At 64.7% G+C, this 23218-nt stretch carries 22 protein-coding genes; 12 read left to right on the top strand and 10 right to left on the bottom strand.

Going from position 1 to position 23218, the window contains the following annotated elements; genetic code table 11:
- Window positions 1-42 precede the first annotated feature (42 nt).
- Together folE2 and metZ are read right to left on the bottom strand one after the other, a co-directional pair.
- A complete protein-coding gene (gene folE2, locus BMI87_RS02005) occupies window positions 43-1137 on the bottom strand; it encodes a GTP cyclohydrolase FolE2 (RefSeq protein ID WP_078519487.1) in 1095 nt (364 codons plus the stop codon).
- A gap of 97 nt (window positions 1138-1234) precedes the next feature.
- Window positions 1235-2410, bottom strand: a complete 1176-nt coding sequence (gene metZ, locus BMI87_RS02000) for an O-succinylhomoserine sulfhydrylase (RefSeq protein ID WP_078519486.1) — start codon at window positions 2408-2410, stop codon at window positions 1235-1237.
- 209 nt (window positions 2411-2619) lie between these two features.
- On the opposite strand from metZ, the gene BMI87_RS01995 reads away from it, so the two are divergent.
- Window positions 2620-3537, top strand: a complete 918-nt coding sequence (locus BMI87_RS01995) for an alpha/beta fold hydrolase (RefSeq protein ID WP_078519485.1) — start codon at window positions 2620-2622, stop codon at window positions 3535-3537.
- A 34-nt stretch (window positions 3538-3571) separates the two neighbouring features.
- Window positions 3572-4261: a glutathione S-transferase N-terminal domain-containing protein gene (locus BMI87_RS01990; protein ID WP_078519484.1), complete on the top strand. Its 690-nt coding sequence runs from the start codon at window positions 3572-3574 to the stop codon at window positions 4259-4261.
- 70 nt (window positions 4262-4331) lie between these two features.
- On the opposite strand, the gene BMI87_RS01985 is transcribed toward BMI87_RS01990, so the two are convergent.
- Together BMI87_RS01985 and BMI87_RS01980 are read right to left on the bottom strand one after the other, a co-directional pair.
- Window positions 4332-4754, bottom strand: coding sequence for an OsmC family protein (locus tag BMI87_RS01985; protein ID WP_078519483.1), 423 nt, complete (start codon window positions 4752-4754; stop codon window positions 4332-4334).
- 60 nt (window positions 4755-4814) lie between these two features.
- Window positions 4815-6026 carry a deoxyguanosinetriphosphate triphosphohydrolase gene (locus BMI87_RS01980; RefSeq protein ID WP_078519482.1) on the bottom strand — a complete coding sequence of 404 codons (1212 nt, stop codon included), beginning with the start codon at window positions 6024-6026 and terminating at the stop codon, window positions 4815-4817.
- A 93-nt stretch (window positions 6027-6119) separates the two neighbouring features.
- Between BMI87_RS01980 and BMI87_RS01975 the strand changes: the two genes are divergently transcribed.
- On the top strand, window positions 6120-6449 hold the full coding sequence (locus tag BMI87_RS01975) for an iron-sulfur cluster assembly accessory protein (protein ID WP_078519481.1): 330 nt from the start codon (window positions 6120-6122) through the stop codon (window positions 6447-6449).
- 88 nt (window positions 6450-6537) lie between these two features.
- Here BMI87_RS01975 and BMI87_RS01970 read toward each other — a convergent pair whose 3' ends face one another.
- The 4 genes from BMI87_RS01970 to BMI87_RS01955 all read right to left on the bottom strand — a co-directional run bounded on the left by BMI87_RS01970 (window position 6538) and on the right by BMI87_RS01955 (window position 10936).
- Window positions 6538-7254: a lipo-like protein gene (locus BMI87_RS01970; protein ID WP_078519480.1), complete on the bottom strand. Its 717-nt coding sequence runs from the start codon at window positions 7252-7254 to the stop codon at window positions 6538-6540.
- A gap of 98 nt (window positions 7255-7352) precedes the next feature.
- Window positions 7353-7820 (bottom strand): DUF6869 domain-containing protein, encoded by a 468-nt coding sequence (locus tag BMI87_RS01965; protein ID WP_078519479.1) that lies wholly within the window; start codon window positions 7818-7820, stop codon window positions 7353-7355.
- Window positions 7817-9412, bottom strand: a complete 1596-nt coding sequence (locus BMI87_RS01960) for a peptide chain release factor 3 (protein WP_078519478.1) — start codon at window positions 9410-9412, stop codon at window positions 7817-7819. Before BMI87_RS01960 ends, BMI87_RS01965 begins: the two co-directional genes overlap by 4 nt.
- Window positions 9413-9634: 222 nt before the next feature.
- Entirely contained in the window at window positions 9635-10936 is a 1302-nt protein-coding gene (locus tag BMI87_RS01955; RefSeq protein ID WP_078519477.1) for an Nramp family divalent metal transporter, read from the bottom strand.
- A 203-nt stretch (window positions 10937-11139) separates the two neighbouring features.
- Here BMI87_RS01955 and mntR point away from each other — a divergent pair, with 203 nt between their 5' ends.
- Window positions 11140-11565, top strand: coding sequence for a manganese-binding transcriptional regulator MntR (mntR, locus tag BMI87_RS01950; RefSeq protein ID WP_078519476.1), 426 nt, complete (start codon window positions 11140-11142; stop codon window positions 11563-11565).
- Here the strand turns inward: mntR and BMI87_RS01945 are convergent.
- Window positions 11548-12330 carry a 23S rRNA (adenine(2030)-N(6))-methyltransferase RlmJ gene (locus BMI87_RS01945; RefSeq protein WP_078519475.1) on the bottom strand — a complete coding sequence of 261 codons (783 nt, stop codon included), beginning with the start codon at window positions 12328-12330 and terminating at the stop codon, window positions 11548-11550. The genes mntR and BMI87_RS01945 overlap by 18 nt on opposite strands.
- 685 nt (window positions 12331-13015) lie before the next feature.
- On the bottom strand, window positions 13016-13219 hold the full coding sequence (locus BMI87_RS01940) for a DUF1127 domain-containing protein (protein ID WP_078519474.1): 204 nt from the start codon (window positions 13217-13219) through the stop codon (window positions 13016-13018).
- A gap of 339 nt (window positions 13220-13558) precedes the next feature.
- Between BMI87_RS01940 and BMI87_RS01935 the strand changes: the two genes are divergently transcribed.
- The 8 genes from BMI87_RS01935 to mraY all read left to right on the top strand — a co-directional run bounded on the left by BMI87_RS01935 (window position 13559) and on the right by mraY (window position 23200).
- Entirely contained in the window at window positions 13559-14647 is a 1089-nt protein-coding gene (locus BMI87_RS01935) for an Mrp/NBP35 family ATP-binding protein (protein WP_078519473.1), read from the top strand.
- Window positions 14648-15369: 722 nt separating this feature from the next.
- Complete coding sequence (gene mraZ, locus BMI87_RS01930; protein WP_078520010.1) at window positions 15370-15855, top strand: division/cell wall cluster transcriptional repressor MraZ; 486 nt, start codon at window positions 15370-15372, stop codon at window positions 15853-15855.
- 3 nt (window positions 15856-15858) lie between these two features.
- Entirely contained in the window at window positions 15859-16866 is a 1008-nt protein-coding gene (gene rsmH, locus BMI87_RS01925; RefSeq protein WP_078519472.1) for a 16S rRNA (cytosine(1402)-N(4))-methyltransferase RsmH, read from the top strand.
- Window positions 16863-17240 carry a cell division protein FtsL gene (locus BMI87_RS01920; RefSeq protein WP_078519471.1) on the top strand — a complete coding sequence of 126 codons (378 nt, stop codon included), beginning with the start codon at window positions 16863-16865 and terminating at the stop codon, window positions 17238-17240. Before rsmH ends, BMI87_RS01920 begins: the two co-directional genes overlap by 4 nt.
- On the top strand, window positions 17240-19054 hold the full coding sequence (locus BMI87_RS01915) for a penicillin-binding protein 2 (RefSeq protein ID WP_246832627.1): 1815 nt from the start codon (window positions 17240-17242) through the stop codon (window positions 19052-19054). Before BMI87_RS01920 ends, BMI87_RS01915 begins: the two co-directional genes overlap by 1 nt.
- A gap of 134 nt (window positions 19055-19188) precedes the next feature.
- The gene (locus BMI87_RS01910) at window positions 19189-20670 is read left to right on the top strand and encodes a UDP-N-acetylmuramoyl-L-alanyl-D-glutamate--2,6-diaminopimelate ligase (RefSeq protein ID WP_078519469.1); all 1482 of its coding nucleotides are present in this window, start codon (window positions 19189-19191) and stop codon (window positions 20668-20670) included.
- Window positions 20670-22118: a UDP-N-acetylmuramoyl-tripeptide--D-alanyl-D-alanine ligase gene (murF, locus tag BMI87_RS01905; RefSeq protein ID WP_078519468.1), complete on the top strand. Its 1449-nt coding sequence runs from the start codon at window positions 20670-20672 to the stop codon at window positions 22116-22118. The genes BMI87_RS01910 and murF overlap by 1 nt, the downstream gene beginning before the upstream one ends.
- The gene (gene mraY / locus BMI87_RS01900) at window positions 22118-23200 is read left to right on the top strand and encodes a phospho-N-acetylmuramoyl-pentapeptide-transferase (RefSeq protein WP_078519467.1); all 1083 of its coding nucleotides are present in this window, start codon (window positions 22118-22120) and stop codon (window positions 23198-23200) included. Before murF ends, mraY begins: the two co-directional genes overlap by 1 nt.
- Window positions 23201-23218 lie beyond the last annotated feature (18 nt).

The following is a 23218-nucleotide window of genomic DNA, read 5'->3' as shown; positions in this document are numbered from 1 at the left end:
TACAACGCGCATCAACGCGGCGGAGACAGCTCCTACCCGGGCTCAGCCCTGATGGATCAGCGTGGCGAACAGCTTCGGATCGACGCTGGCCGATGCGAAGGTCTCGCCCTCGGTCAGCATGGCCACGGCGTCATGGCTGTGCAGGCTTTCTTGATGGCTGGCCACGATGCGGAAATCGCCGATACGGGCATCCGCCAGAAGGCGCTCGGCGAAGGCGCGCACGGCATCCTCGACGAAGATCGGGTTGGCGGCGTTCAGTTCGGCGAAGGCCTGTTCGTCCTCGCGCTTGACCATGACCTGCGTCTCGGTCGGCACCGCGGCGCGGGCGAGATCGATCATATCCTCGAACCACAGCACCTCGCCGGGCTCGACCACTGCCGAGATCCGCGCGACGGAGCGCTGCGAATGGGGCGTCGCCAGCTGGCCGCGGCTGGCGCGGGCATGTTCGGACAGCTCCAGCGAGCATGGGCAAGTGGAGGAATAAACGTAGTCGAGGTGGATCACCTTGGTGCGCACCCCGGCCGTCTCGATCAGTTCCAACGCGATATCGTAATACTGCCAGCCTTCCAACCCGGAGCGCAGCGAGGGCCGCTTCACCGGGAAGGAGACCCGCATCATCAGACGGGCGTCGAAGCTCTCGAGATCATCCATGTAGTCGTCGAGCGCGGCTTCCATCACCTCGAAGGAGAAGGTCTTCTCCGCATGGACGTAGAAGCTGCGCATCACGCGGGACATATTGATGCCCTTCTTCTCCGCTTCGAGGCTGACCGTCCCGGTGACCGAGGCCTCCAGCGTCAGATCGCCATTGTCGCGGGTATGGAAGCGCACCGGCAGGCGGAAATTCGAGATGCCGACATGTTCGATCCGGGTATGGGCGCCCACGATCAGCGAGGACGGGCCGTTCTGCAGGTCGGGCATCGTCGCCTTGTAGGTCTCGTCCGCCTCGAAAGCCGCGTCATAGTCGCGGCTCAGATCGGGATAGTTCGAGACCGCGTGGCCCGGCAGCAGCCGCGCGATCGCCGGATCCAGCTGTGCGACCTCGACCGGGTCGGCCTTTGCCGCCCATGCGCGCAGCACGTCGAGCGCGGCGCGCGCGTCGTCATTGTCGGGGGTCTCGATCCTGCCTTGCACGTTCATATCCTGTCCTCCGGTGCGCCCGGTCCCGCCAGATATGGGGTTTTTGAGGGCGATGTCCAAGACAATACGCCGGTTCGCGGCAATCGGTTCACCCCGTTCAGGCCGCGTCGAGCGCCCCCTTGATGTCGGCGATCAGGTCGCCCCCGTCCTCGATCCCCATCGAGATGCGGATCAGACCGGGGGTGATCGCGATCGCCGCCCGCTCCTCTTCCGACAGGTTCTTGTGGGTCGTCGTCGCCGGATGGGTCGCGATGGATTTCGCATCGCCGAGGTTGTTCGAGATCGACACGATCTGCAGCGCGTTGAGGAAGCGGAACGCCGCCTCCTTGCCGCCCTTCAGATCGAGCGCGAGCATCGTGCCGCCCGAGCCCATCTGCTCCATCGCCAATGCATGTTGGGGATGATCCATCAGGCCGGGATAGACGGTGCGGGCGAGTTTCTCATGACCGGCCACGGCGCTGGCCACGGCGGCCGCGTTGGCCGCCTGCGCGCGCACCCGCAGATCGAGCGTCTGCAACCCGCTCAGCAGAACCCAGGCATGGAACGGGCTCATCGCGCCGCCGGTGTGCTTCACGTAAGTTTCCAGCGGACCGCGGATATATTCCTTCGAGCCGAGCACGACACCGCCGAGCACGCGCCCGCCGCCATCGATATGCTTGGTCGCGGAATAGACGATCACATCTGCGCCAAGTTCCACTGCACGCGAGAAGATCGGCGAGGCGAAGACGTTGTCGACCACCACCGTTGCGCCGCCCTCATGGGCGATTTTCACGATGCCCGCGACATCCATCACTTCGAGGCCCGGATTCGAGACGCTCTCGAAGAAGCAGACCTTCGTCTCGGGACGCATCGCGGCGCGCCACGCGTCGAGATCGGTGCCGTCGACCAGGGTCACATCCACGCCGAAGCCCTGCAGCACTTTCAGCACATGCAGGCAGGACCCGAACATCTGGCGCGCGGCCACGATGTGATCGCCCGCCTTCACGAGGCAGGTCAGCGCGCCGTTGATCGCGGCCATGCCGGAGGCGCAGGCGAAAGCGTCTTCGGTGCCTTCGATCGAGGCCATCCGGTCTTCGAACATGCGCGTGGTGGGGTTGCCGTAGCGCGCATAGATGAACTCATCGTCGGAGGCGTTCAGGAACCGTTGCTCGGCGGCTTCGGCCGAGGGGTAGGCAAAGCCCTGCGTCAGGAACATCGCCTCGGCCAGTTCGCCATATTGGCTGCGGCGAATGCCGTCATGGACGAGTTTGGTGCGGGTCTTGCGCTCGGTCATCGGTGCCTCCTGCGGCGGTCTGTCGCGGCTTGGGGCTGCGATAGCGCGCAGGCGGCGCTGGGTCAACGCATAGCGGCGATGTCACGATCGCACAAAACGAATGCGTGCCGTCGCTGCAGGCTCACGCGAGGGCGTGGGAACTTTCCGACGAAAAGCCGCGTTCGGATTAGAACAACAACCTGCGCCTGCGCTCCTCCCCCGAGGCCCAAATGCCGCTTCTCAAGGTCCATGCCAGCTCCGAGCTGCCCGCCGATGTCATCGCTCAGGCGCGCGCCCTGCCGGAGGGCGCGCCGGTCGTCTTGATGATCCACGGCTACGGCTATGCGGCGGGCGTCGAGGGGCGCGACCCGTATCAGCATATCTTCGCGATGGAGCCGAGCTTCAATCTGCACACCGCGATCAGCTGGCCGCGCGCGCTCGGCTTCGACGGCAGCAATCCGGGCGAAGGGCTGGGCATCGCGTTCAGCTGGCAATCGACGGGGCGGCTGACCCGGATCTACGACATGGCCGAGATCGCCGCACAGCGCCTTGCCCGGTTGATCGGCGCGCTTCATGCCGCGACCGGGCGTCCGGTGGGAATCATCGGCCATTCGATGGGCGCACGTGTCGCGCTGCGCGCGCTGCGCCATGCCCATGCGGGGCAAGTCGCGCGGATGGTGCTGCTGGCCGCCGCGGAATTCCAGAGCCGCGCCGAGGAGGCGATGGCGAGCCCGGCGGGCCGCAGCTGCGAGGTGCTCAACGTCACCAGCCGCGACAATGACCTGTTCGATTTCCTGTTCGAGTGGGGCGTTGCAGGCGGGCGCGAGCGGTCTTTGGGAAATGGCCTTTCGCAGCCGATGCGCAACTGGCTCGATCTGCAGATCGACGCGCCCGAGGTGATCGAGGTTCTCGAAGATCTCGGCTACCCCGTCGCCCCGCCCGCGAAACGCGTCTGCCATTTCGCCTGCTACATGCGCGAGGGGCTGTTCGACCTTTACCGTCAAGTGCTGCGCCAGCCCGACCGACTGCCGCTTCCCTTTCTCGCCGAAGCACTACCTAAGGCGCAAGACCCCCGCTGGTCGCGCCTGTTTGCGCGTCCGCGCACAACGGGTTTCGCATTGCCCTCGTTCCAGCGTGCGGCAAAGTAGAGCGGAACCTGCCGCCTAACCTGACGGAGACCCCATGATCGACCTCTATTATTGGCCCACGCCGAACGGCTGGAAAATCTCTATCGCGCTCGAAGAGATGGGCCTGCCCTACGAGACCCACTTGGTGAATATCGGCAAGGGCGAGCAATTCGAGCCGGAATTTCTGAAAATCTCTCCCAACAACCGGATGCCCGCGATCATCGACCGCGACGGCCCCGATGGCGCGCCGGTCTCGATCTTCGAGAGCGGCGCGATCCTGCAATATCTCGCCCGCAAGACCGGCCAGTTCTACGGCGAGACCGAGCGCGACCGGATCGCGGTCGACGAATGGCTGTTCTGGCAGGTCGGCGGGCTGGGCCCGATGGCCGGTCAGGCGCACCACTTCCTGAAATACGCGCCCAAGCTCGAGCCGTCGCAGGACCTGCCCTACGCGAAGGATCGCTACCGGGCTGAAACCGGTCGGCTCTATGGCGTCATGGACCGCCGTCTCGCCGAGACCCGCTACCTTGCCGGCGATTTCTACTCGATCGCGGATATAGCGTCTTGGGGGTGGGCTTCGCTCTGGGAAGGGCAGGAGCAGACGCTCGACGACAAGCCGAACCTGAAGCGCTGGCTCGACGAAGTCGGCGACCGCCCGGGCGTCAAAGCGGGCCGGGCCCTGTCTGCCGATGAGCGCAGCGACAATTCGAGCCGCGAAGCGCAGAAGCATCTCTTCAAGCGCTGAACGCCAGACCCAAGACATGAAAAAGGGCGCCTCACCGGGCGCCCTTTTGCTTTGATCGATCAGGACCGGATCAGTTGATCGTCAGGTCCAGCGTGATCTCGCAGTTCAGAAGCTTCGAGATCGGGCAGCCTTCCTTGGCGCCCTCGGCCGCCTTGCGGATGGCCTCCTCGTCGCCAGTACCCTTCACGGTCGAGGTCAGCGCGGATTTCTTCACCGCGAAGCCATCGCCCTCCTTGTCGAGCGAGATTTCCGCCTTGGTGTCGATCACGACATCCGAGACGCCTGCCTGCTCGAGCTGAAGCGACAGCGCCATCGAGAAGCAGGACGCGTGAGCCGCGCCGATCAATTCCTCGGGATTCGAACCGGGCTCATCCTCGAACCGGGTGTTAAAACCGTAGGGCTGCGACTTCAGCGCGCCGCTCTCGGTCGAAATCGTGCCTTTGCCGCCCTTGATGGTGCCTTCCCAATGGGCCGATGCGTGCTTGCGGATCATGAATCCCTCCTATGCGTTGCATTCGCGGAGACAACGAGACGGAACGCCAGTTGTTCCGCTTCAGCGCCCGCGCCCCACCAGCCTATCATATTCCTGAATGGCGAAGCGGTCCGTCATCCCGGCCACGTAATCGAGCACGACCCGCGCCAGCGCCTGCTTCGATTCGGGCCGGGTGCAGTCGCCGCCGAGGATGCGCGCGCGGGAGACTTCCTCCTGCCATTCCTCGGGCAGAAGCTCCGGGCGTTCCATGAACAGCGGGAACAGCGCGTTGATCATTTCGGTCACGCGCTTGCGCTCCACCACCACGGAGGGCGCGCGATACATGCGCTCGAACAGGAATTGCTTGAGCACCTTGAGGCTTTGATAAAGCGGCTTCGAGAAGCGGATGATCGGCCCGTCCATCTGGCGGATATCATCGACCGATTGCGGCCCGAGCGAGGTCAGACGGTTCTCGGCCACCGCGATCACGTCTTCGACCATCACGCCGAAGACCCGGCGCAGCGCCTCGTGCTGGCGGCGCGTGCGGTCGAGACCGGGATGCAGCTTGTCGACCTCGGCGAAACAGGCCCCGATCACCGGCAATTCGCACAGGTCATTCTCGTCGAAGAGCCCCGCGCGCAGGCCGTCATGCAGATCGTGGTGGTTATAGGCCACGTCATCGGCCACGGCCGCCACCTGCGCCTCGGCGCTGGCATTGGTCTCCAGCTCCAGATCCCAGGCCGCATCGACCTCGGCCAGCGCATAGGGCAGCTCCTCGCGGCTGGGGAAGCTGTGCGAGCCGCCCTTGTCGGAAATCGCGGGCCCGTTGTGCTTGGCGATGCCTTCCAGCGTCTCCCATGTCAGGTTCAGCCCGTCGAAGCCCGCGTAATGCTTCTCCAGCTTGGTCACGATCCGCAGCGCCTGCGCGTTGTGATCGAAGCCCCCGTAAGGCGCCATTAGCTCGGCCAGCGCGTCCTCGCCGGTATGCCCGAAGGGCGGATGGCCCAGATCATGCGCCAGCGCCACTGCTTCGGCCAAATCGGTGTTCAACCCCAGCGTCCCCGCGATGGTGCGCGCGACCTGCGCCACCTCGATCGTGTGGGTCAGGCGCGTGCGGTAATAATCGCCTTCATGTTCGACGAAGACCTGCGTCTTGTGCTTGAGCCGTCGGAAGGCTGAGGAGTGGATGATCCGGTCCCGATCGCGCTGGAACGGCGAGCGAAAAGTGGACATGCTTTCGGGGTGAAGCCGCCCGCGGCTCTCGCCGGGCTGGCAGGCATAGGGCTTGAGCACTGGTAAAACCTCGTCTTGTCGGCACGCTTCGGCCCTCCTATATCTCGGATGTGACGGAAATACAGGCCCCGTGGGGTCAGGAAGGCCAATCCGATGCAACTCCCTCCGAAAGTGACCGAACGCGCCTTTGCGCGTCTGGCGGAAATCAATGAAGGTCGCGAGGCGCCGCAAGCGCTGCGCGTGGCCGTCGAGGGCGGCGGCTGTTCCGGTTTTCAGTATGATATCAAGCTCGAAGAGACGCCTGCGGGCGACGACATCGTGCTTGAAGGCGCAGGCCAGAAGGTTCTGATCGACCCGGTCTCGCTGCCCTTCCTCGAGAACGCCACGATCGACTTCACCGAAGAACTGATCGGCGCGCGCTTCGTGATCGAGAACCCGAACGCATCCAGCTCCTGCGGCTGCGGCGTCTCCTTCGCAATGTAACGATGTAGGCGATGCGCCTTATCTGAACGGCGCATCCTCGCTTCCTCTTGAAATAAATATCCCCGCCGGAGGCTCCCCTCCTTCGGCGTCACTCCTCCAGTGGCAATTTGCGAAAATCGAACCCGTCTTCCAGCGTCGGCTTGATCACGTCGAAATAGGGCGAGAGATCGAAATCGCGCGGCGTGAACAGCGACGAGTGCCGGATATGCAGAATTTCGCCCTGACTGTCGGCGCTGCCCATCTCGATATCGGGCAGGATCGGATAATGGACCGAATGAAACGCCTCGGCGATCACGGTCGAGCAAATCGCCCGCGTCGGGTCGCCTGATCCCAAAGCCAGCATCCGCCGCCGAAACCGATGCGGCACAGGCGGGCGCGGCAGAAGATACCGCACCAGGTCGATCACGTTCTTCAGATCGTATTGCCGCCCGACGGCGCTCTGCATGTAGTCGATCACCTCTTCCAGCCGATCATGCCCAAGCCCCACGGGGCGGCAGATGCGGGTGTTGAGATGCGCATAGGCCGCGAGCCCCGCGATCCGCACGCCCGCCTCAAGATCGGCCTCGATCAGCTCGCCGCCGGGCGGGCCGCCCGAATAGAAAGCCGCATGGGACCATGTGGAATGGGTGAGATACTTGATCGCCGCCGAGATCCGCCGGTCGCCCTCGACCAGCAGCACATCGCCGGGACGCAGCGTGGCGCGCAGCGCGCGGGTCGGGATCACGCCGAACGGCTGGTAGAAACGGGTCTGCTTTTGCAGAAACCGCGCCATTCTCTTGCCGGACATCCGAGACAGCTGCGCCATGATCTCCTCCTTGCTCAGAGGTAGGTCCGGCGCGCGCTACCGCACAGCTCAGGCGCAAAGATGTGATTTTCGTTGCCTGACGCGCGATGCGCCTGCGCTCATTTCGGCGGCAGCGGCCCGCCCATATCGAGCCCCGTATCCATCGCCGCCGCGCGCGCCTTCTCGATCCGTGCCCAAAGCGTGGGATCCTCCTCGCCCTGCGGCCAGACCCCCGTCAGCGCAAAGCGGAAGCGCGCGGAATGGCGCGCCTCGCGCTCGATCCGCTCGATGAACTCCGCGCCATGTTCCGCCACCAGATCCTCCAGCGGCCCGGCGGCGAGCATCACCACCTGCCAGATCGTCGTGGCCCCGGTCAGCGCCTTGCGGATGAAGGTCCAGAGCACCTCGGGATATTCGCGCAGCTCGAAGACACAGAGCACCGACCACGGGAACTCCTCGCCCTCGGGCTCCTCGGCATTGTCGGCGAGCCACAGATCGACCAGCGCCTCGACCGTGCGCACGTCTTCCGGTGCACTGGCCTCGTTGCACAGGATCGAAACGAGTTCAGGGGGCAGCGGGGTCGTCATTGCATCATTTCCTTGGTCGCCGACAGCGTCACGCCTTCATAGTCGCGCTCGACCCGGTCGATGTCCCATTGCAGGCGCGTGAGGAACACCACGTCGCCGTCATGGTCATAGGAGATGTGCTGTTTGTTGGCGTTGACCAGCTTTTCGACCGCCGCCTTGTCGCCCAGCACCCAACGGGCGGAGGTGAATTGCGAGGCTTCGAAGCGCACGGGGATGCCGTATTCCTGCTCGATCCGGCTCGCCAGCACCTCGAATTGCAGCGCGCCGACGACGCCCACGATGAAGCCCGAGCCGATCGCAGGCTTGAACACCTTGGCCGCGCCCTCTTCGGCGAATTGCATCAGCGCCTTTTCCAGATGCTTGCCCTTCATCGGGTCGGTCGCGCGCACCGATTGCAGCAGTTCCGGCGCGAAGCTCGGAATGCCGGTGAAGCGCAGCGCCTCGCCTTCGGTCAGCGCGTCACCGATGCGGAGCTGGCCGTGGTTCGGAATACCGATGATATCGCCGCCCCAGGCCTCTTCGGCCAGTTCGCGGTCGGCGGCGAGGAACAGAACCGGGTTCGACACCGCCATCTGCTTTTTCGAGCGCACATGCAGCAGTTTCTGCCCGCGCGTGAAATGGCCCGAGACGAGCCGCACGAAGGCCACGCGGTCGCGGTGCTTGGGGTCCATGTTCGCCTGCACCTTGAAGACGAAGCCCGCGACCTTCTTCTCCTCGGGCGCCACATCGCGCTCAGCGGATTTGAAGACCTCCGGCTCGGGCCCGAATTCGCCGATCCCGTCCATCAGTTCCTTCACACCGAAGCTGTTGATCGCCGAGCCGAACCAGATCGGCGTCAGGTGCCCCTCGAGGAAGCTCTGGCGGTCGAAGGCGGGCAGTAGCTCGCGCGCCATCTCGACCTCTTCCTTTAGCTTTTCGAGCTGGTCGGCGGGCACATGCTCGGCCAGTTTCGGGTCGTCCAACCCGCTGATCTTGATCGATTCCGCAACCTTGTTGCGGTCGGCGCGGTCCATCAGTTCCAGCCGGTCGTGCAGCATGTCGTAGCAACCGAGGAAGTCGCGACCCATCCCGATCGGCCAGCTTGCCGGGGCCACGTCGATCGCGAGGTTTTCTTGAATTTCGTCGATGATCTCGAACGTGTCGCGGCTCTCGCGGTCCATCTTGTTACAGAAGGTCAGGATCGGCAGGTCGCGCAGACGGCAGACCTCAAACAGCTTCCGGGTCTGACTTTCCACGCCCTTCGCGCCGTCGATCACCATGATCGCCGCATCGACCGCCGTCAGCGTCCGGTAGGTATCTTCCGAGAAATCCGAGTGGCCGGGCGTGTCGACGAGGTTGTAGCGGAAGTCGCGATACTCGAAGGACATGGCCGAGGCCGAGACCGAAATCCCGCGATCCTGCTCCATCTTCATGAAGTCCGAACGCGTCCGCCGCGCCTCGCCCTTGGCGCGCACCTGTCCCGCCATCTGAATGGCGCCGCCGAAAAGCAGGAACTTCTCGGTCAGAGTGGTCTTGCCCGCATCCGGGTGCGAGATGATCGCGAAGGTGCGGCGACGGGCGATTTCGGGCGGGAGCGCGGGACGGTTCATCATGCGCGCTCGTTTAGCCTGCCCGCGCGCGCCTTGCAATCGCGGCGATGGGGGGGCGCCGGGGTTGTCATGCAGAGGGGGGCTCCGCCCCCGCGCTGACGCGCTCCCCCGGGATATTTTGACCAAGGCGAAGTGCAATCCCGCGTGGCCTTCCTCTTGGCGGAAATATCCCGGGGGTGAATTGGCGCAGCCAAGAGGGGGCAGCGCCCCCTCGCTCCGTTTGGCTTAGTTCACCAGACCCGGGACCGGCAGCCCGGCCGATTGCCAGAGCAGCACGAAATTCAGCCCCAGCACCATGAGCGCGCCCAGCACCGCGAGCCACAGAATCGGCCCGCGCAGGGCGAATTTGCCCATGATGTCGCCGCGCCGTGCGAAGATCAGCAGTGCGACCATCGGGACGGGCAGGGCGATCGACAGCACCACCTGACTCATCACCAGCGCGTCGGTCGTGTTCACTCCGAGCCAGACGACGACGAAGGCGGGCGCCATCGTGATGACCCGGCGCAGCCAGACCGGGATGCGACGGCGGATAAAGCCCTGCATGATCATCTGCCCTGCCATCGTGCCGACGACCGACGAAGAAACTCCCGAGGCGATCAGCGAGGTCAGGAAGGCGGCCGCCGCGAACCCGCCCAAGAGCGGCGTCAGCGTGTGATAGGCGGTCTCGATCTCGGCCACTTCGGAATGCCCGCTATGGAAGGCCGAGGCCGCCATGATCACCATCGCCATATTGACCATCCCCGCGATCGCGAGCGCGATGATCACCTCGCGGTTGGAGAACTTCACCAGCCGCGCCTTCTGCACCGGATCACGCGTCAGGGCGCGGTTCTGCGTCAGGCCGGAATGGAGGAAGATCGCATGCGGCATCACAGTCGCACCGATGATGCCCACCGAGATCGTCAGCGCCGTCGCATCTGGCATTGAGGGCGCGAACATTCCTGCCACCGCTCCCGACCAGTCGACCGGCGCCACGAACATCTCGGCGAGGTAGCACGCCCCGATGAGCGCCACGAGCGCACCGATCACGATCTCCATCGGGCGGAACCCGCCGCGCTCGAACATCAAGATTGCATAGGTGACGACGGCGGTGACTCCCATCCCCCAGATCAGCGGCCAGCCGAACAGGAGCGAAAGCCCCAACGCGCCGCCCAGAAACTCCGCCAGATCGGTGGCCATCGCGGCGATCTCCGAGACGACCCACATCGCAATCGTCACAGGTTTCGAGAAATTCTCGCGCGAGAGTTCTGCGAGGTTCTTGCCCGTGACGATGCCCACGCGCGCCGAGATCGCCTGAAACAGCATCGCGATGAGGTTCGCACCCAGCACGACCCACAAAAGCGCATAGCCATAGCCCGCGCCCGCCTGAATATTCGTCGCGTAATTGCCCGGGTCCATATAGGCGACCGAGGCGATGACGGCTGGCCCGAAGAACAACAGATACCCGCCGCGCCGGTTGCCCGACAGCACGGCCTCCATCGCCGTGCGGGTGCGGCTCGTCATGTTTTCCTTGCGGGTTAGTTCAGTCATGGGAGTCCTCGTCTATGCTGCTCCTGCGAAATGTAGCCTTGGCTACAAGATTCGCAAGTGGCTAATTTTCGTTGACAGCACAACGCGCGCCGCGCGAAGCTTTGCTTGGCATATCGGGCGCGACACGTTATCCGGTCCGCTCCGGAAATGGCGCCCGACAGGCCCCCGACCGGTATTGAGACAAAGACCGTCAAGGCAGGCGAATGACTGACACCGATCCCTCCCAGATCAAGGGGTTCAACCGGGCCCGAGAGCGTGCGGCGCGCGCGCTCCTGGAAGACTATGTCGAGATGATCGCCGATCTGACGGCGGAATTCGGCGAGGCGCGGATCACCGAGATCGCCGCGCGACTCGGGGTGGCCCATCCGACCGCGACGAAAGCCGTGGCGCGGCTCAAACGCGAAGGGCTGGCCGTGTCGCGGCCCTATCGCGGGGTGTTCCTTACGGAGACGGGGGAGGCGCTGGCCGATCAGGTGCGCGAACGCCACCGGACCGTCGTGGCCCTGTTGCGCGCCGTGGGCGTGCCGGAAGAGGTCGCGGAGATCGACGCCGAAGGGATCGAGCACCATGTCTCGTCCCGCACGCTGGAGGCCTTCGAGGCTTTCCTTGCGTCAAAGGCTGGAAAATAGCTCCGACAGCCGCTCGGCCTCGCCGGCAAGACCCCAGGGCGGGTTCACGATGAACATCCCCGAGCCGATCATGCCGTGTCCTTCGCGCGCGGGCGGGAATCGCACCTCATGGCTCAGCGCATCGGGGAAATCGCGGCGCAGGGTGCGGACCATCGTCTCGTGTGCGCCCGAGGCGAGCATCGGATACCAAAGCGCGACGATGCCGACGTTCCATTTCTTCGCGATATGGCCGATCAGCTTCGGCATCGCCGTGTAGTCGGCCTTCTCCTCGAAGCTCGGGTCGATCAGCATCATCCCGCGACGTGGCGTCGGAGGTGTCAGCGCCAGCGCCATCTCGCGCCCGTCGGCCTTGTGCAGGACCGCGCCGCTTCGCCGCGTGGCCGTGCGCAGGGCGGAAAACTCCTGCGGGTGCAATTCACATAGCTGAATCGTGTCCATCGGCCGCAACAGCGCCTGTGCCACCAAAGGCGAACCCGGATAGGTCTGCGCGCCGTGCTGCGCCCGCACAGCGGCCAGCGCGCGCATATAAGGGTGATCGGAGGCGAACCAGCCCAGGCCTTCCACCCGCGTAATTCCGGCCGCTGCCTCTCCCGTTTTCGCCGCCTCCGCCCCGTCGAGCGCATAAAGCCCGCGCCCGGCATGGGTTTCGAGATAGCTCAGCGGCTTGTCCTTGCGCGTCAGGTAATCGAGCGCGGAGGCAAGCAGCGCGTGCTTGTGCACATCGGCCAGATTTCCGGCGTGATAGGCGTGTTGGTAAGACAGCATTGGTTCGGTCTCCTTGCGCCCTTCCTGCCGGTCAGCGCGCGCGAGGGCAATGCTCTTCTTCTCGAGAGAAATATCCCGGGGGTGCGCGAAGCGTGCGGGGCAGAGCCCCTCCGACGGATCAGCTTGGGAAAGAATAAAAGAAAACGGCGGCGCCCAGGGAGGAGGAGGGGCGCCGCCGTCTCTTTTCTGCCGTCAGGTCTCAGGGAGGAGGAGAGAGACCCTTCGGCACTGTCGACACCGCTTCAGGGAGGAGGAGGAAGCGGCGTCACACCCTCGGGTCCAGGGAGGAGGAGAGGACCCTCGGTATTTTGTGGCAGCACCCTCAGGGAGGAGGAGGAGAGTGCCGCCGAAACGATCGGCCCAGGGAGGAGGAGAGGGCCTTTCGTATCACATTGGACCTGTCGGCCCGGATATCAAGTGCTGCACTGCAGCATGCGACAGCCTGTCGCAGCTTTCCGCCGGTGATAGGCGGCGACCTCAGGGAGGAGGAGAGAGATCGCCGCCTGCTCGGCGCGGATCTCTCAGGGAGGAGGAGAGAGAGATCCGGGCAGCTCGGATCCGGCGTTGCGGCGTCGCGCCGCTTGGGGCCGGTATGTTTGGTGTGGCGGCGCTCTCAGGGAGGAGGAGAGAGAGCGCCGCCGCAGTCCTGAGCCCCAGGGAGGAGGAGAGGGGCTCGGGAAGCGAATTACTTGCCGTATGCGGCCTCGTAGGCCACGCGGGTGATCATCGAGCTGTGCAGCCCGAGGTCGTTCAGCTCGCGGCTGTTGAGCGAGCGCAGTTCGTTGAGCGTCTGGCGATACACCTTGCGGCGGGCCAGGGCTTCGGTCAGTTTCGATTTCAGCGCGGCGAAGCCGCCTTCGTTCAGTTGGATGTCTTGTACGAGTGCCATCGTTTCAGCCTCATCTATCTACTTGCGAGGGCCGCTGCCGGTTCCAGCTTGTCGGCCCGAATTCGTTACTTCGTGTTCCGTCGTTGGGCTAAAGATGGCGCTAATGCTGCGACTGCACAATGCCGGGAAGCCTCATTGCCGCCATGCAGAAAATGCATGAATGATTCTGACCCATTTTCGAGACGCAGACGCAAGATATGTGCGCTTGCCTTGCGGCGTTTGGGGGATTCCTGACCATTTGGGCAGTTCTCGACTTGAACTGCGCGGCAAAAACGCCACAGTTCCGGCCAAATCACGAGCAGTCGGGCCGATGACGGACCCGGGAATGGAGGAATCTGCATGGCTCTGAGCAAGGAAACGGTTCTTGCGACGTTGCAATCGGTAGAAGTGCCGGGCGGCGGGACCGCGATCAGCCGCGATCTCGTGCGCGCGCTTGCGGTGCAAGACGGCGTGGTGCGCTTCGTGCTCGAAGGCGCGCCGCAGCCCGAACTGGAAGCGATGCGCCCCACGCTGGAAGCGGCGATCAAGGCGCTTCCCGAGGTGACGAGCGTGACGGTGGTCGTGCCCGCGGGCGCGCCGCGCGGTCTTGGCGGCACCGCTCAGCAATCGCAACAGCGCGGCCCCGCGATCGGCGGCCATCCCAAGCCCCAGCAAGGCCCGCAAAAAGTGCCGGGCGTGAAGAAGATCATCGCTGTCGGGTCCGGCAAGGGTGGCGTGGGCAAATCCACCGTCGCGTCGAACCTCGCTGTGGCGCTGACTCGCGCGGGCAAGAAGGTCGGTCTACTCGATGCGGATATCTATGGTCCCTCGCTGCCGCGCATGATGGGTGCGAGCAAGCGGCCGGCCTCGCCGGACGGCCAGACGATCCTGCCGCTGCAGGCGCATGGCGTCACGCTGATGTCGGTCGGCCTCATGCTCAAAGAGAGCGAGGCGGTGATCTGGCGCGGCCCGATGCTGATGGGCGCGATGCAGCAGATGCTGTTCCAGGTGAAATGGGACGAATACGGCCCGCTCGACGTGCTTTTGATCGATCTGCCGCCGGGGACGGGGGATGTGCAGCTCACGCTGTGCCAGAAAACCGAGCTGGACGGGGCGATTATCGTCTCGACCCCGCAGGATGTCGCGCTGCTCGATGCGAAGAAGGCGATCGACATGTTCCAGCGGCTGAAAACCCCGATCCACGGGCTGGTCGAAAACATGTCTTCTTATGTATGCCCCAATTGCGGCCACGAGGCGCATCTCTTCGGCCATGGCGGGGTCGCCGCAGAGGCGAAGGCGCTGGGGCTGCCCTTCCTCGGTGCGCTGCCCGTCGATCTGGATGTGCGGCTCGCCGGCGATGCGGGCACCCCGGTCGCGGCGGGCGAGGGGCCGGCGGCCGAGGGCTATGCCGCTCTTGCGCAGGGGCTGGTCGACCGCGATCTGCTCTGACCTCGGGACCAAGGTCGCATTTGGAAAGGCGCCCGATCCGGGCGCCTTTTTTCTGGTCACAGGGGCGTTATGGGAAATCATGGCACCTTTCATGGAACTTCACGGGAGCGTAGAAGGCATGTGAGCGGAGATTCGCCACGAAACTGGGCGGAATCACGCGCGCTTCACGCGCCCTCGCGCAAAATCACCCTGTGGTGAGCGCTGAAATCAGTGGTGTCGCGGGTTCAAATTGCGGCTCAAAAACCACAGGTTCCGCATTGGGCGAAATTTTTTGGGATTTTACGGGAAGCTCTGACGGCTCCGGTTTTTCTACCATATATAGTAAATTGCCGTCATGCGTGCGCTATCTGTGGTCCTATTTCGGCACAACACCTGGTAATGGAGTCTCTTCGCGAACAACATGTGCCTAGTATTCGGCAACTTTTTTCTTGCGTGCCATGAATTCCCATGGCATCCCTAATTCATCGGAAGCGAAGACAAATAGAGGCACTAAGACCTCACGGCGAAATGCAGGTTTCATACAGGCCATCGCTTCACGAAAACAAAGAGATCCGGCGCGCGAGCGAGCAGATATCCCCATCCCCCCAGGTGGCGCGTGCAGTCGGACATACCCAGTAATGGGAACGAGGGCGGCGGATTGGGCAGTGGCAGCAGCCCAATCCGCTGTTTTCATTTCGGGCCCCGCCCGGCGGGACAGGTGATAGGAGCGCGCTTTGGCGGGCATGTTCATAGGCGAATACACCTTCAAGGTGGACAGTAAGGGTCGCGTGTCGATCCCCGCGCTGTTTCGTCGTGAGCTGGAAGAGGGTGACCCCGAGCGCCCGAACAAAGATCGCCCCCGCATGGTCATCGTCTACGGTGCCGACACCCAGAAAATGCTCCAGATCTACACGCAGGCCGCCTTCGAGGCGCTGGCCGCCGATATCGCGGCGCTGCCGCGCGGCTCGAAGCAGCGCACGATCCTGCAGCGGATGGTTTTGTCCAAATCGCACCCGACCGAAGTCGATCCCGATGGCCGCCTGGTTCTCCCGGCGGCTTTGCGCACGAAGATCGGTCTCGACAAGGAGGCTTATTTCTCCGGCGTGGGCGAGACCTTCGAGATATGGAACCCCGAGACCTTCGCCGCTGCCGATGAAGCCAATATCGATCAGTGGATCGAGGAGCAGGGCGAAGATTTCGACCCGCTCAGCCTATTGTCGCAGGGGTGAGCCATGACGGATCGGGACGCCCTGCCAGACGCCCCTCATGTCCCGGTTTTGCTGCGGCCGCTCCTTCGGGCGGTCGCGCCTGTCTCTGGGACTTGGCTTGACGGAACCTTCGGCGCGGGCGGCTATGCGCGCGGATTGCTGGAGGCGGGTGCCGACAAGGTAATCGGCGTCGACCGCGACCCGGCCGTGTTCGAGATGGCCGAGGCGTGGCGCGGCGAGTATGGCGACCGGCTGGAGCTGGTCGAGGGCACCTTCTCCGAACTCGATACCTATAGCGACGAATTGCTCGACGGCGTGGTGCTGGATCTCGGCGTCTCCTCGATGCAGCTCGATCAGGCGGATCGCGGCTTTTCCTTCATGCGCGACGGGCCGCTCGACATGCGGATGTCGCAGGAGGGGCCCTCGGCGGCCGATCTGGTGAACGAGACGGACGAGGCCGAACTCGCTGATATCCTGTATCAATATGGCGAAGAGCGCGCCTCGCGCCGGATCGCCAAGGCCATTGTCGAGGCGCGCAAGACCCAGCCTTTCGAGACAACGCAGCAGCTGGTCAAGGTGATCGAGCGCTGCCTGCCGCGCCCGAAACCGGGGCAGAGCCATCCCGCCACGCGCAGCTTCCAGGGTCTGCGCATCGCGGTGAACGATGAATTTGGCCAGTTGATCGAGGGGCTGGAGGCCGCGGAGCGCGCGCTGAAACCCGGCGGGCTTCTGGCCGTGGTCAGCTTCCATTCGCTCGAAGACCGGGTGGTGAAACGCTTCTTCGCCGCGCGCTCGTCGACGGGCGGGGGCGGTTCGCGACATGCACCGGTTCAGCAAGCCCTAGATCCCGCGTTCGAGATTACCGTGAAGGGCGACGGGCCCGACGAAGAGGAACTGGCGGAAAACCCGCGCGCACGGTCGGCCCGGCTTCGGGTAGGACGGCGCACCGAGGCGCCCGCCGGCAAGGCCGATCGCACGCAACTGGGGCTTCCGAAGCTCGTCACCGGGGAAAAGAAGGGGAAACGCCGTTGAGACTGCTTGCCTATCTTGCCGCCTCCGCCTGTGTCCTCGCGCTCGCCTTCTGGGCCTATCACGTCAATTACGACACGCAGGACCGGATCGACGAGCTGCGCGACCTCAACCGCGAAATCGCCTCGCTCAACGAGGGGCTGTCCGTGCTCAACGCCGAATGGGCCTATCTCAACCGCCCGCAGCGCCTGCGCGAACTGGTTAATCTCAACTTCACCTCGCTGCGTCTCCTGCCAATGACGCCCGAGCAGTTCGGGACCGTGGCGCAGATCGCCTATCCGACGCCGCAGGCTGATGATGCCGACGCGTCGAACGCCGATTTGTCCGGCCTGTCCGACCCGATCGAGGTCAAGGCCGATCCTGAGGGAGGGAACTGATGCGCACGCCCCTTCGTCCGCTTGCCCGTATACTTGACGCCCGCGAAAAGGGTGAGAACCCCGACGCGATCGAGCGCGAAAACCGCCGTCTGCGCGGCGAGGCCACCCGCGACAAGGCGCGCCAAAGCGCCGAGGGCCGCCTGCTGGTCATGTCGGTGATCTTCCTCGCGGCCTTCCTGACGGTGGGCCTGCGCATGGGCTCCTTCGCCGCCGCGCGCCCCGAAGAGCCGCAGACCGCTTCCACGACCGAGCAGATCCACGCCCAACGCGCCGACATCGTCGACCGCAAGGGCAGGGTGCTTGCGACCAACCTGCTGACCCACTCGCTCTATGCGCAGCCGCCGATGATGATCGATCCGCTGGGCACCGTGGACAAGCTGGTGAAGATCTTCCCCGATCTCGACCGCGACCGGCTGAAGCAGGATTTCACCGGTCATCGCAAATTCGTCTGGATCAAGCGCCGCATCAGCCCGGAGCAGATGCAGGCGGTCCATGATATTGGCGATCCCGGCCTTCTGTTTGGCCCGCGCGAGATGCGGCTTTATCCCAACGGCCACCTCGCCTCACATATTCTTGGCGGCGCGCGCTACGGCACGGAGGGCGTGAACTCGGCCGAGATCCTCGGCGTGGCCGGGATCGAGAAGGAATATGACAAATGGCTGCGCGATCCGGCCAATGGTGGGCAGCCGCTGAAGCTCTCGCTGGACCTGACCGTGCAGTCCGCGCTCGAAGACGTGCTCTCGGGCGGCATGAAGCTGATGAATGCCAAGGGCGCAACGGCGGTGCTTATGAAGGTTCAGACCGGCGAGATCGTCGCCATGGCGAGTCTGCCCGATTTCGACCCCAACGACCGCCCCGCGCCGCTTCTGAAAGGCGATCCCTCCGACAGCCCGCTGTTCAACCGCGCGGTTCAGGGGATGTACGAGTTGGGCTCCACCTTCAAGATTTTCGCGGTCAGCCAAGCGATGCAGGACGGTCTGGTCACGCCCGAGACGATGATCGACACCAAGGGCCCGCTGCGCTGGGGCAAGTTCCGCATCCACGATTTCCACAATTACGGCAAGCAGTTGTCGGTCACGGATGTGATCGTGCACAGCTCGAATATCGGCACTGCGCGGATCGTCCAGAAGATCGGTCCCGAGAAGCAGCGCGAGTTCCTCGGCAAGCTGGGCCTTCTGGAGCCCTCGCCGGTGGAGCTGATCGAGGCGCCGACGGGCCGACCGATTCTGCCGAAAAACTGGTCGGAGCTGTCCGCGATGACCATCGGCTACGGCCACGGTCTCTCCGACAGCCCGCTGCAGCTTGCAACGGCCTATGCGACGATCGCCAATGACGGGCGGCGCGTGCTGCCGACGCTGATCGCCAACGGCGGCCCGCGCAAGCCGCATAAGCAGGAATTCGGGGCCCCCGAAGGCGCGCAGGTCGTGTCTCCGGCAGTGGCCCGCAAGGCGCTTGCGATGATGCGCGCCGTGGTGACGCGCGGCACGGCGAGCTACGGCAATGTCGCGGGCTATCAGGTCGCGGGCAAGACCGGCACCGCCGACAAGCCCGATCCGCAGGGCGGCTATTACGACAAGAAGGTGATCTCGACCTTCGCGGGCGTCTTCCCGGTGACCAACCCCGAATATGTGCTGGTTCTCACGCTGGACGAGCCGACGGATACCTCCGGCGATACGCCGCGCCGCACCGCGGGCTGGACCGCCGTGCCGGTCGCGGCCGAGACGATCCGCCGTGTCGCGCCGCTTCTGGGCCTGCGCCCCGAACCGACCACGCCCGACACGCTCGACGGTATCAGCCTCGTCAAGAAAGACTGACCTTTCCGGGCTGTCAGCGGGTCTCGCGCCACGCGCATGAACTCGCGCAAAGAGACCGGGGGCAGGGCCTGTCGCCTTGACCTCGCAGACGCGTCGCCGGATAAGTGCGGCAAGCTGAATGAAGGACGGATACGATGGCTGCGGGCACCAAAATGCTGAGCGAATTGGGGCTGACGCCGCTGCAGGGCGCAGACTGCGCGATCTCGGGGCTGTCGGTCGACAGTCGGCAGGTCAAGCCGGGCCATCTTTTCGCGGCTCTGCCGGGTACGCAGATCCACGGGGCCGAGTTCATCCCCTACGCATTGCGCATGGGCGCGGCCGCCGTTCTGACCGATCGCGCGGGCGAGAAGGCCGCGCGCGAGGCGCTTGAAGGCACTGACACCGCCATCGTCATCACGCAAGACCCGCGTCAGGCGCTGGCCTTCGCGGCGGCGCTGTGGTTCGAGCGCCAGCCCGAGACCCTGATCGCGGTGACCGGCACCAACGGAAAGACCTCCGTGGCCACCTTCACCCGCCAGATCTGGCAGCTTATGGGGTTCGAGGCCGCGAATATCGGCACGACCGGCGTGGAAGGCAGCTATTCCGCCCCGTCGCCGCATACTACGCCCGAGCCGATCACCTTGCATCGCCTGCTCTCGGATATGGCGGCCGTCGGCGTGACACATGCCGCGATGGAGGCCTCGTCGCACGGGCTGGCGCAGCGCCGGCTGGATGGGGTGACGCTCTCGGCGGCTGCCTTCACGAATTTCACGCAAGATCACCTCGATTATCACGCGAGCTTCGAGGAGTATTTTGCCGCCAAGGCCGGGCTCTTCACCCGCGTTCTGCCCGAAGACGGGGCGGCGGTGATCAATCTCGACGATCCCAAGGGCGAGGAACTGGCGCGCTACATCACCGCGCGCGGTCAGGAACTGATCGGCATCGGCCATACCGAGCAATGCGAAATGCAGATCCTTGGCCAGCGATTTGACGCGACCGGGCAGGATGTGCGCTTCTCGTGGGAAGGCTGGACGCAGATGACCCGCCTGCCGCTGATCGGCGGGTTCCAGGCGATGAACGTGCTCACGGCAGCAGCGCTCGCCATCGCCTGCGGTGCCGACCCCGAGGACGTCTTCGCGACGCTGCCGAAGCTCTCGACCGTGCGCGGGCGGATGCAGCTGGCCGCTACCCGCGACAATGGCGCGACGGTTTTCGTCGATTACGCCCATACGCCCGACGCGGTGCAGACTGCGCTCAAGGCGCTGCGCCCGCATGTGATGGGCCGCCTGATCGCCATCGTCGGCGCGGGCGGCGATCGTGACGCGACCAAGCGCCCGCTGATGGGGCAGGCGGCGGCTGAGAACGCCGATATCGTCATCGTCACCGACGACAATCCACGCTCCGAAGATCCCGCGACGATCCGCGCCGCCGTGCTGGAAGGCGCGCCCAAGGCGCTGGAAGTGGGCGATCGGGCCGAGGCGATCCTGCGCGGCGTCGATCTTCTGCAGCCGGGCGATGCGCTCTTGGTGATGGGCAAGGGCCACGAGAGCGGTCAGATCATCGGCTCTGACACCTATCCCTTCGACGATGCCGAGCAGGCCTCGGTCGCCGTCGCCGCGCTGGACGGAAAAATTTGATGGCCGTTCTCTGGACCTCGAGTGACGCGGCCGCCGCGACCGGTGGCGAAGCCACGCAACCCTTCGCCGCGACCGGGATTTCCATCGACACCCGGACGATCCACCCCGGCGATCTTTTCGTGGCGCTCAAGGATGTGCGCGACGGCCATGACTTCGTGCGTCAGGCCCTCGACAAGGGCGCAGCGGCGGCGCTGGTCAGCCGCATCCCCGAGGGCTGCTCGAAGGACGATCCGCTGCTGATCGTGGATGACGTCCTCGCAGGCCTAGAGGCTTTGGGCCGGGCAGGGCGCGCGCGGGCGCGGGCCCGCGTGCTCGCTGTCACCGGTTCCGTCGGCAAGACGTCCAGCAAAGAGATGCTGCGCGCCGTCCTCTCCGCCCAAGGCACCGTCCACGCCGCCGAGGCGAGCTTCAACAATCATTGGGGCGTCCCGATCACGCTCGCGCGCCTGCCGCAGGATGCCGATTTCGCCGTGATCGAGATCGGTATGAGCAACCCGGGCGAGATCGCGCCGCTGGCGAAGATGGCGCAACCCCATGCCGCGATGATCACCACCGTCGCGCCGGCCCATCTGGCCGCTTTCGACAGTATCGAGGGCATCGCGCATGAGAAAGCGTCGATCTTCGAGGGGCTCATCGACGGCGGCATCGCGATCGTGCCGTCCGGTCTTGAGGTTTCCGACATTCTGCGCAAGGCCGCCCAGCAGGCCGGAACCATGGTCAGCTTCGGTCCCGAGCCGGGCTCGGATTACCGTCTGATCGAGGCCCGCATCGCGGGCGACGCGACCGTCGTTCAGGCCGATCACCACGGCACGCCGATCCTGTTCAAGGTGATGACCCCGGGGCGGCATTTCGCGAACAATGCGCTCGGCGTGCTGGCTCTGGCCGAAGCCGCGGGCTGCGATCCGACCATCGCCGCGATGGATCTGGGCAACTGGCAGCCCCCCGCCGGGCGCGGCCAGCGCGAGCGGGTCTATATGGATGTGGTGGACGAGGCCGAGAGCTTCGATCTCTTCGACGACGCGTTCAACGCGAACCCGGCCTCGATGTCGGCTGCGCTCGAGGTTCTGGCAGGCGCCAAGCCGCGCGACGGGGTGGGGCGCACCGCGAAAGGGCGCCGCATCGCGATCCTCGGCGACATGCTGGAGCTGGGCGAGGACGAGGCGGCGCTGCATGCGGCCATCGCCGATCACCCGGCCATGGCGAAGATAGACCTCGTGCATCTCGCGGGACCGCGCATGGCGGCGCTGCGCGAGGCCCTTCCGCGCGCCAAACGCGGCGAATGGTATGAAAAGGCGGACAAGCTGGCAGAGCGCGCCCGCCACCTGATCGACCCCGGCGACGTCGTTCTGGTCAAAGGGTCCAAAGGCTCCAAGGTGAGCGTCGTCGTGAGCGTATTGAAAAAACTCGGCCAGCCCGGCGCGGCCGAGGCCCATAAGGGAAAAGACTAATGTTGTATTGGCTGACTGACCTCTCGGATGGCGGGGGCGTCTTCAACCTGTTCCGCTACATCACCTTCCGCGCGGGCGGGGCATTCTTCACGGCGCTTCTGGTGGGGTTCATCTTCGGCCCCTGGCTGATCGGTATCCTGCGGCGCACCCAAGGCAAGGGGCAGCCGATCCGCGATGACGGGCCGGAGGGGCATATCTCCAAGGCCGGCACGCCCACCATGGGCGGCATCCTGATCCTAACGGCATTGCTTGTGTCGACGCTTCTCTGGGCGCGGCTCGACAACGGCTATATCTGGGTCGTGCTGATGGTCACTTATGGCTATGCCGCGATCGGGTTCGCCGATGACTACGCCAAGGTCTCCAAGCAAAACACCAAAGGCGTCAGCAGCAAGGCGCGGCTTGCGCTCGGGTTCCTGCTCGCGCTGCTCGCGTCGCTCCTGACATGGTATCTGCACCCCTCCGATCTGGAAGGGCGTCTGTCGATCCCGTTCTTCAAGGATCTCGTGCTGAACCTCGGCTATTTCTACATCCCCTTCGCGATGATCGTGATCGTGGGCGCGGCCAATGCGGTGAACCTCACCGACGGGCTCGACGGGCTCGCGATCATGCCGGTGATGATCGCCGCGGGCACGCTGGGCGCCATCGCCTATGTCGTGGGCCGGACCGACTTCACCGAATATCTGGGCGTGCAATTCGTCCCCGGTTCGGGCGAATTGGTGATCTTCACCGCGGCGCTGATGGGGGGCGGTCTGGGCTTCCTGTGGTATAACGCCCCGCCGGCTGCGGTCTTCATGGGCGATACCGGCAGCCTCGCACTTGGCGGCGCGATCGGCGCGATCGCGGTCTGCACCCAGCACGAGATTGTCCTCGGTATCGTGGGCGGCCTCTTCGTGGTCGAGGCGCTGTCGGTGATCATTCAGGTCGCCTATTTCAAGCGCACCGGGAAGCGGGTCTTCCTGATGGCTCCGATCCATCACCATTTCGAAAAGAAAGGCTGGTCGGAGCCGCAGATCGTCATCCGCTTCTGGATCATCTCGCTGATCCTCGCGCTGATCGGTCTGGCGACGCTGAAAATCCGCTAAACCACACCTCTTTACTAA

Origin of the sequence: Thioclava sp. F28-4, assembly GCF_002020045.1 — a bacterium.
GTDB lineage: Bacteria > Pseudomonadota > Alphaproteobacteria > Rhodobacterales > Rhodobacteraceae > Thioclava > Thioclava sediminum.
The sequence above is the reverse complement of the archived record's forward strand: the minus strand, read 5'-3'. Positions and strand labels throughout refer to the sequence as shown.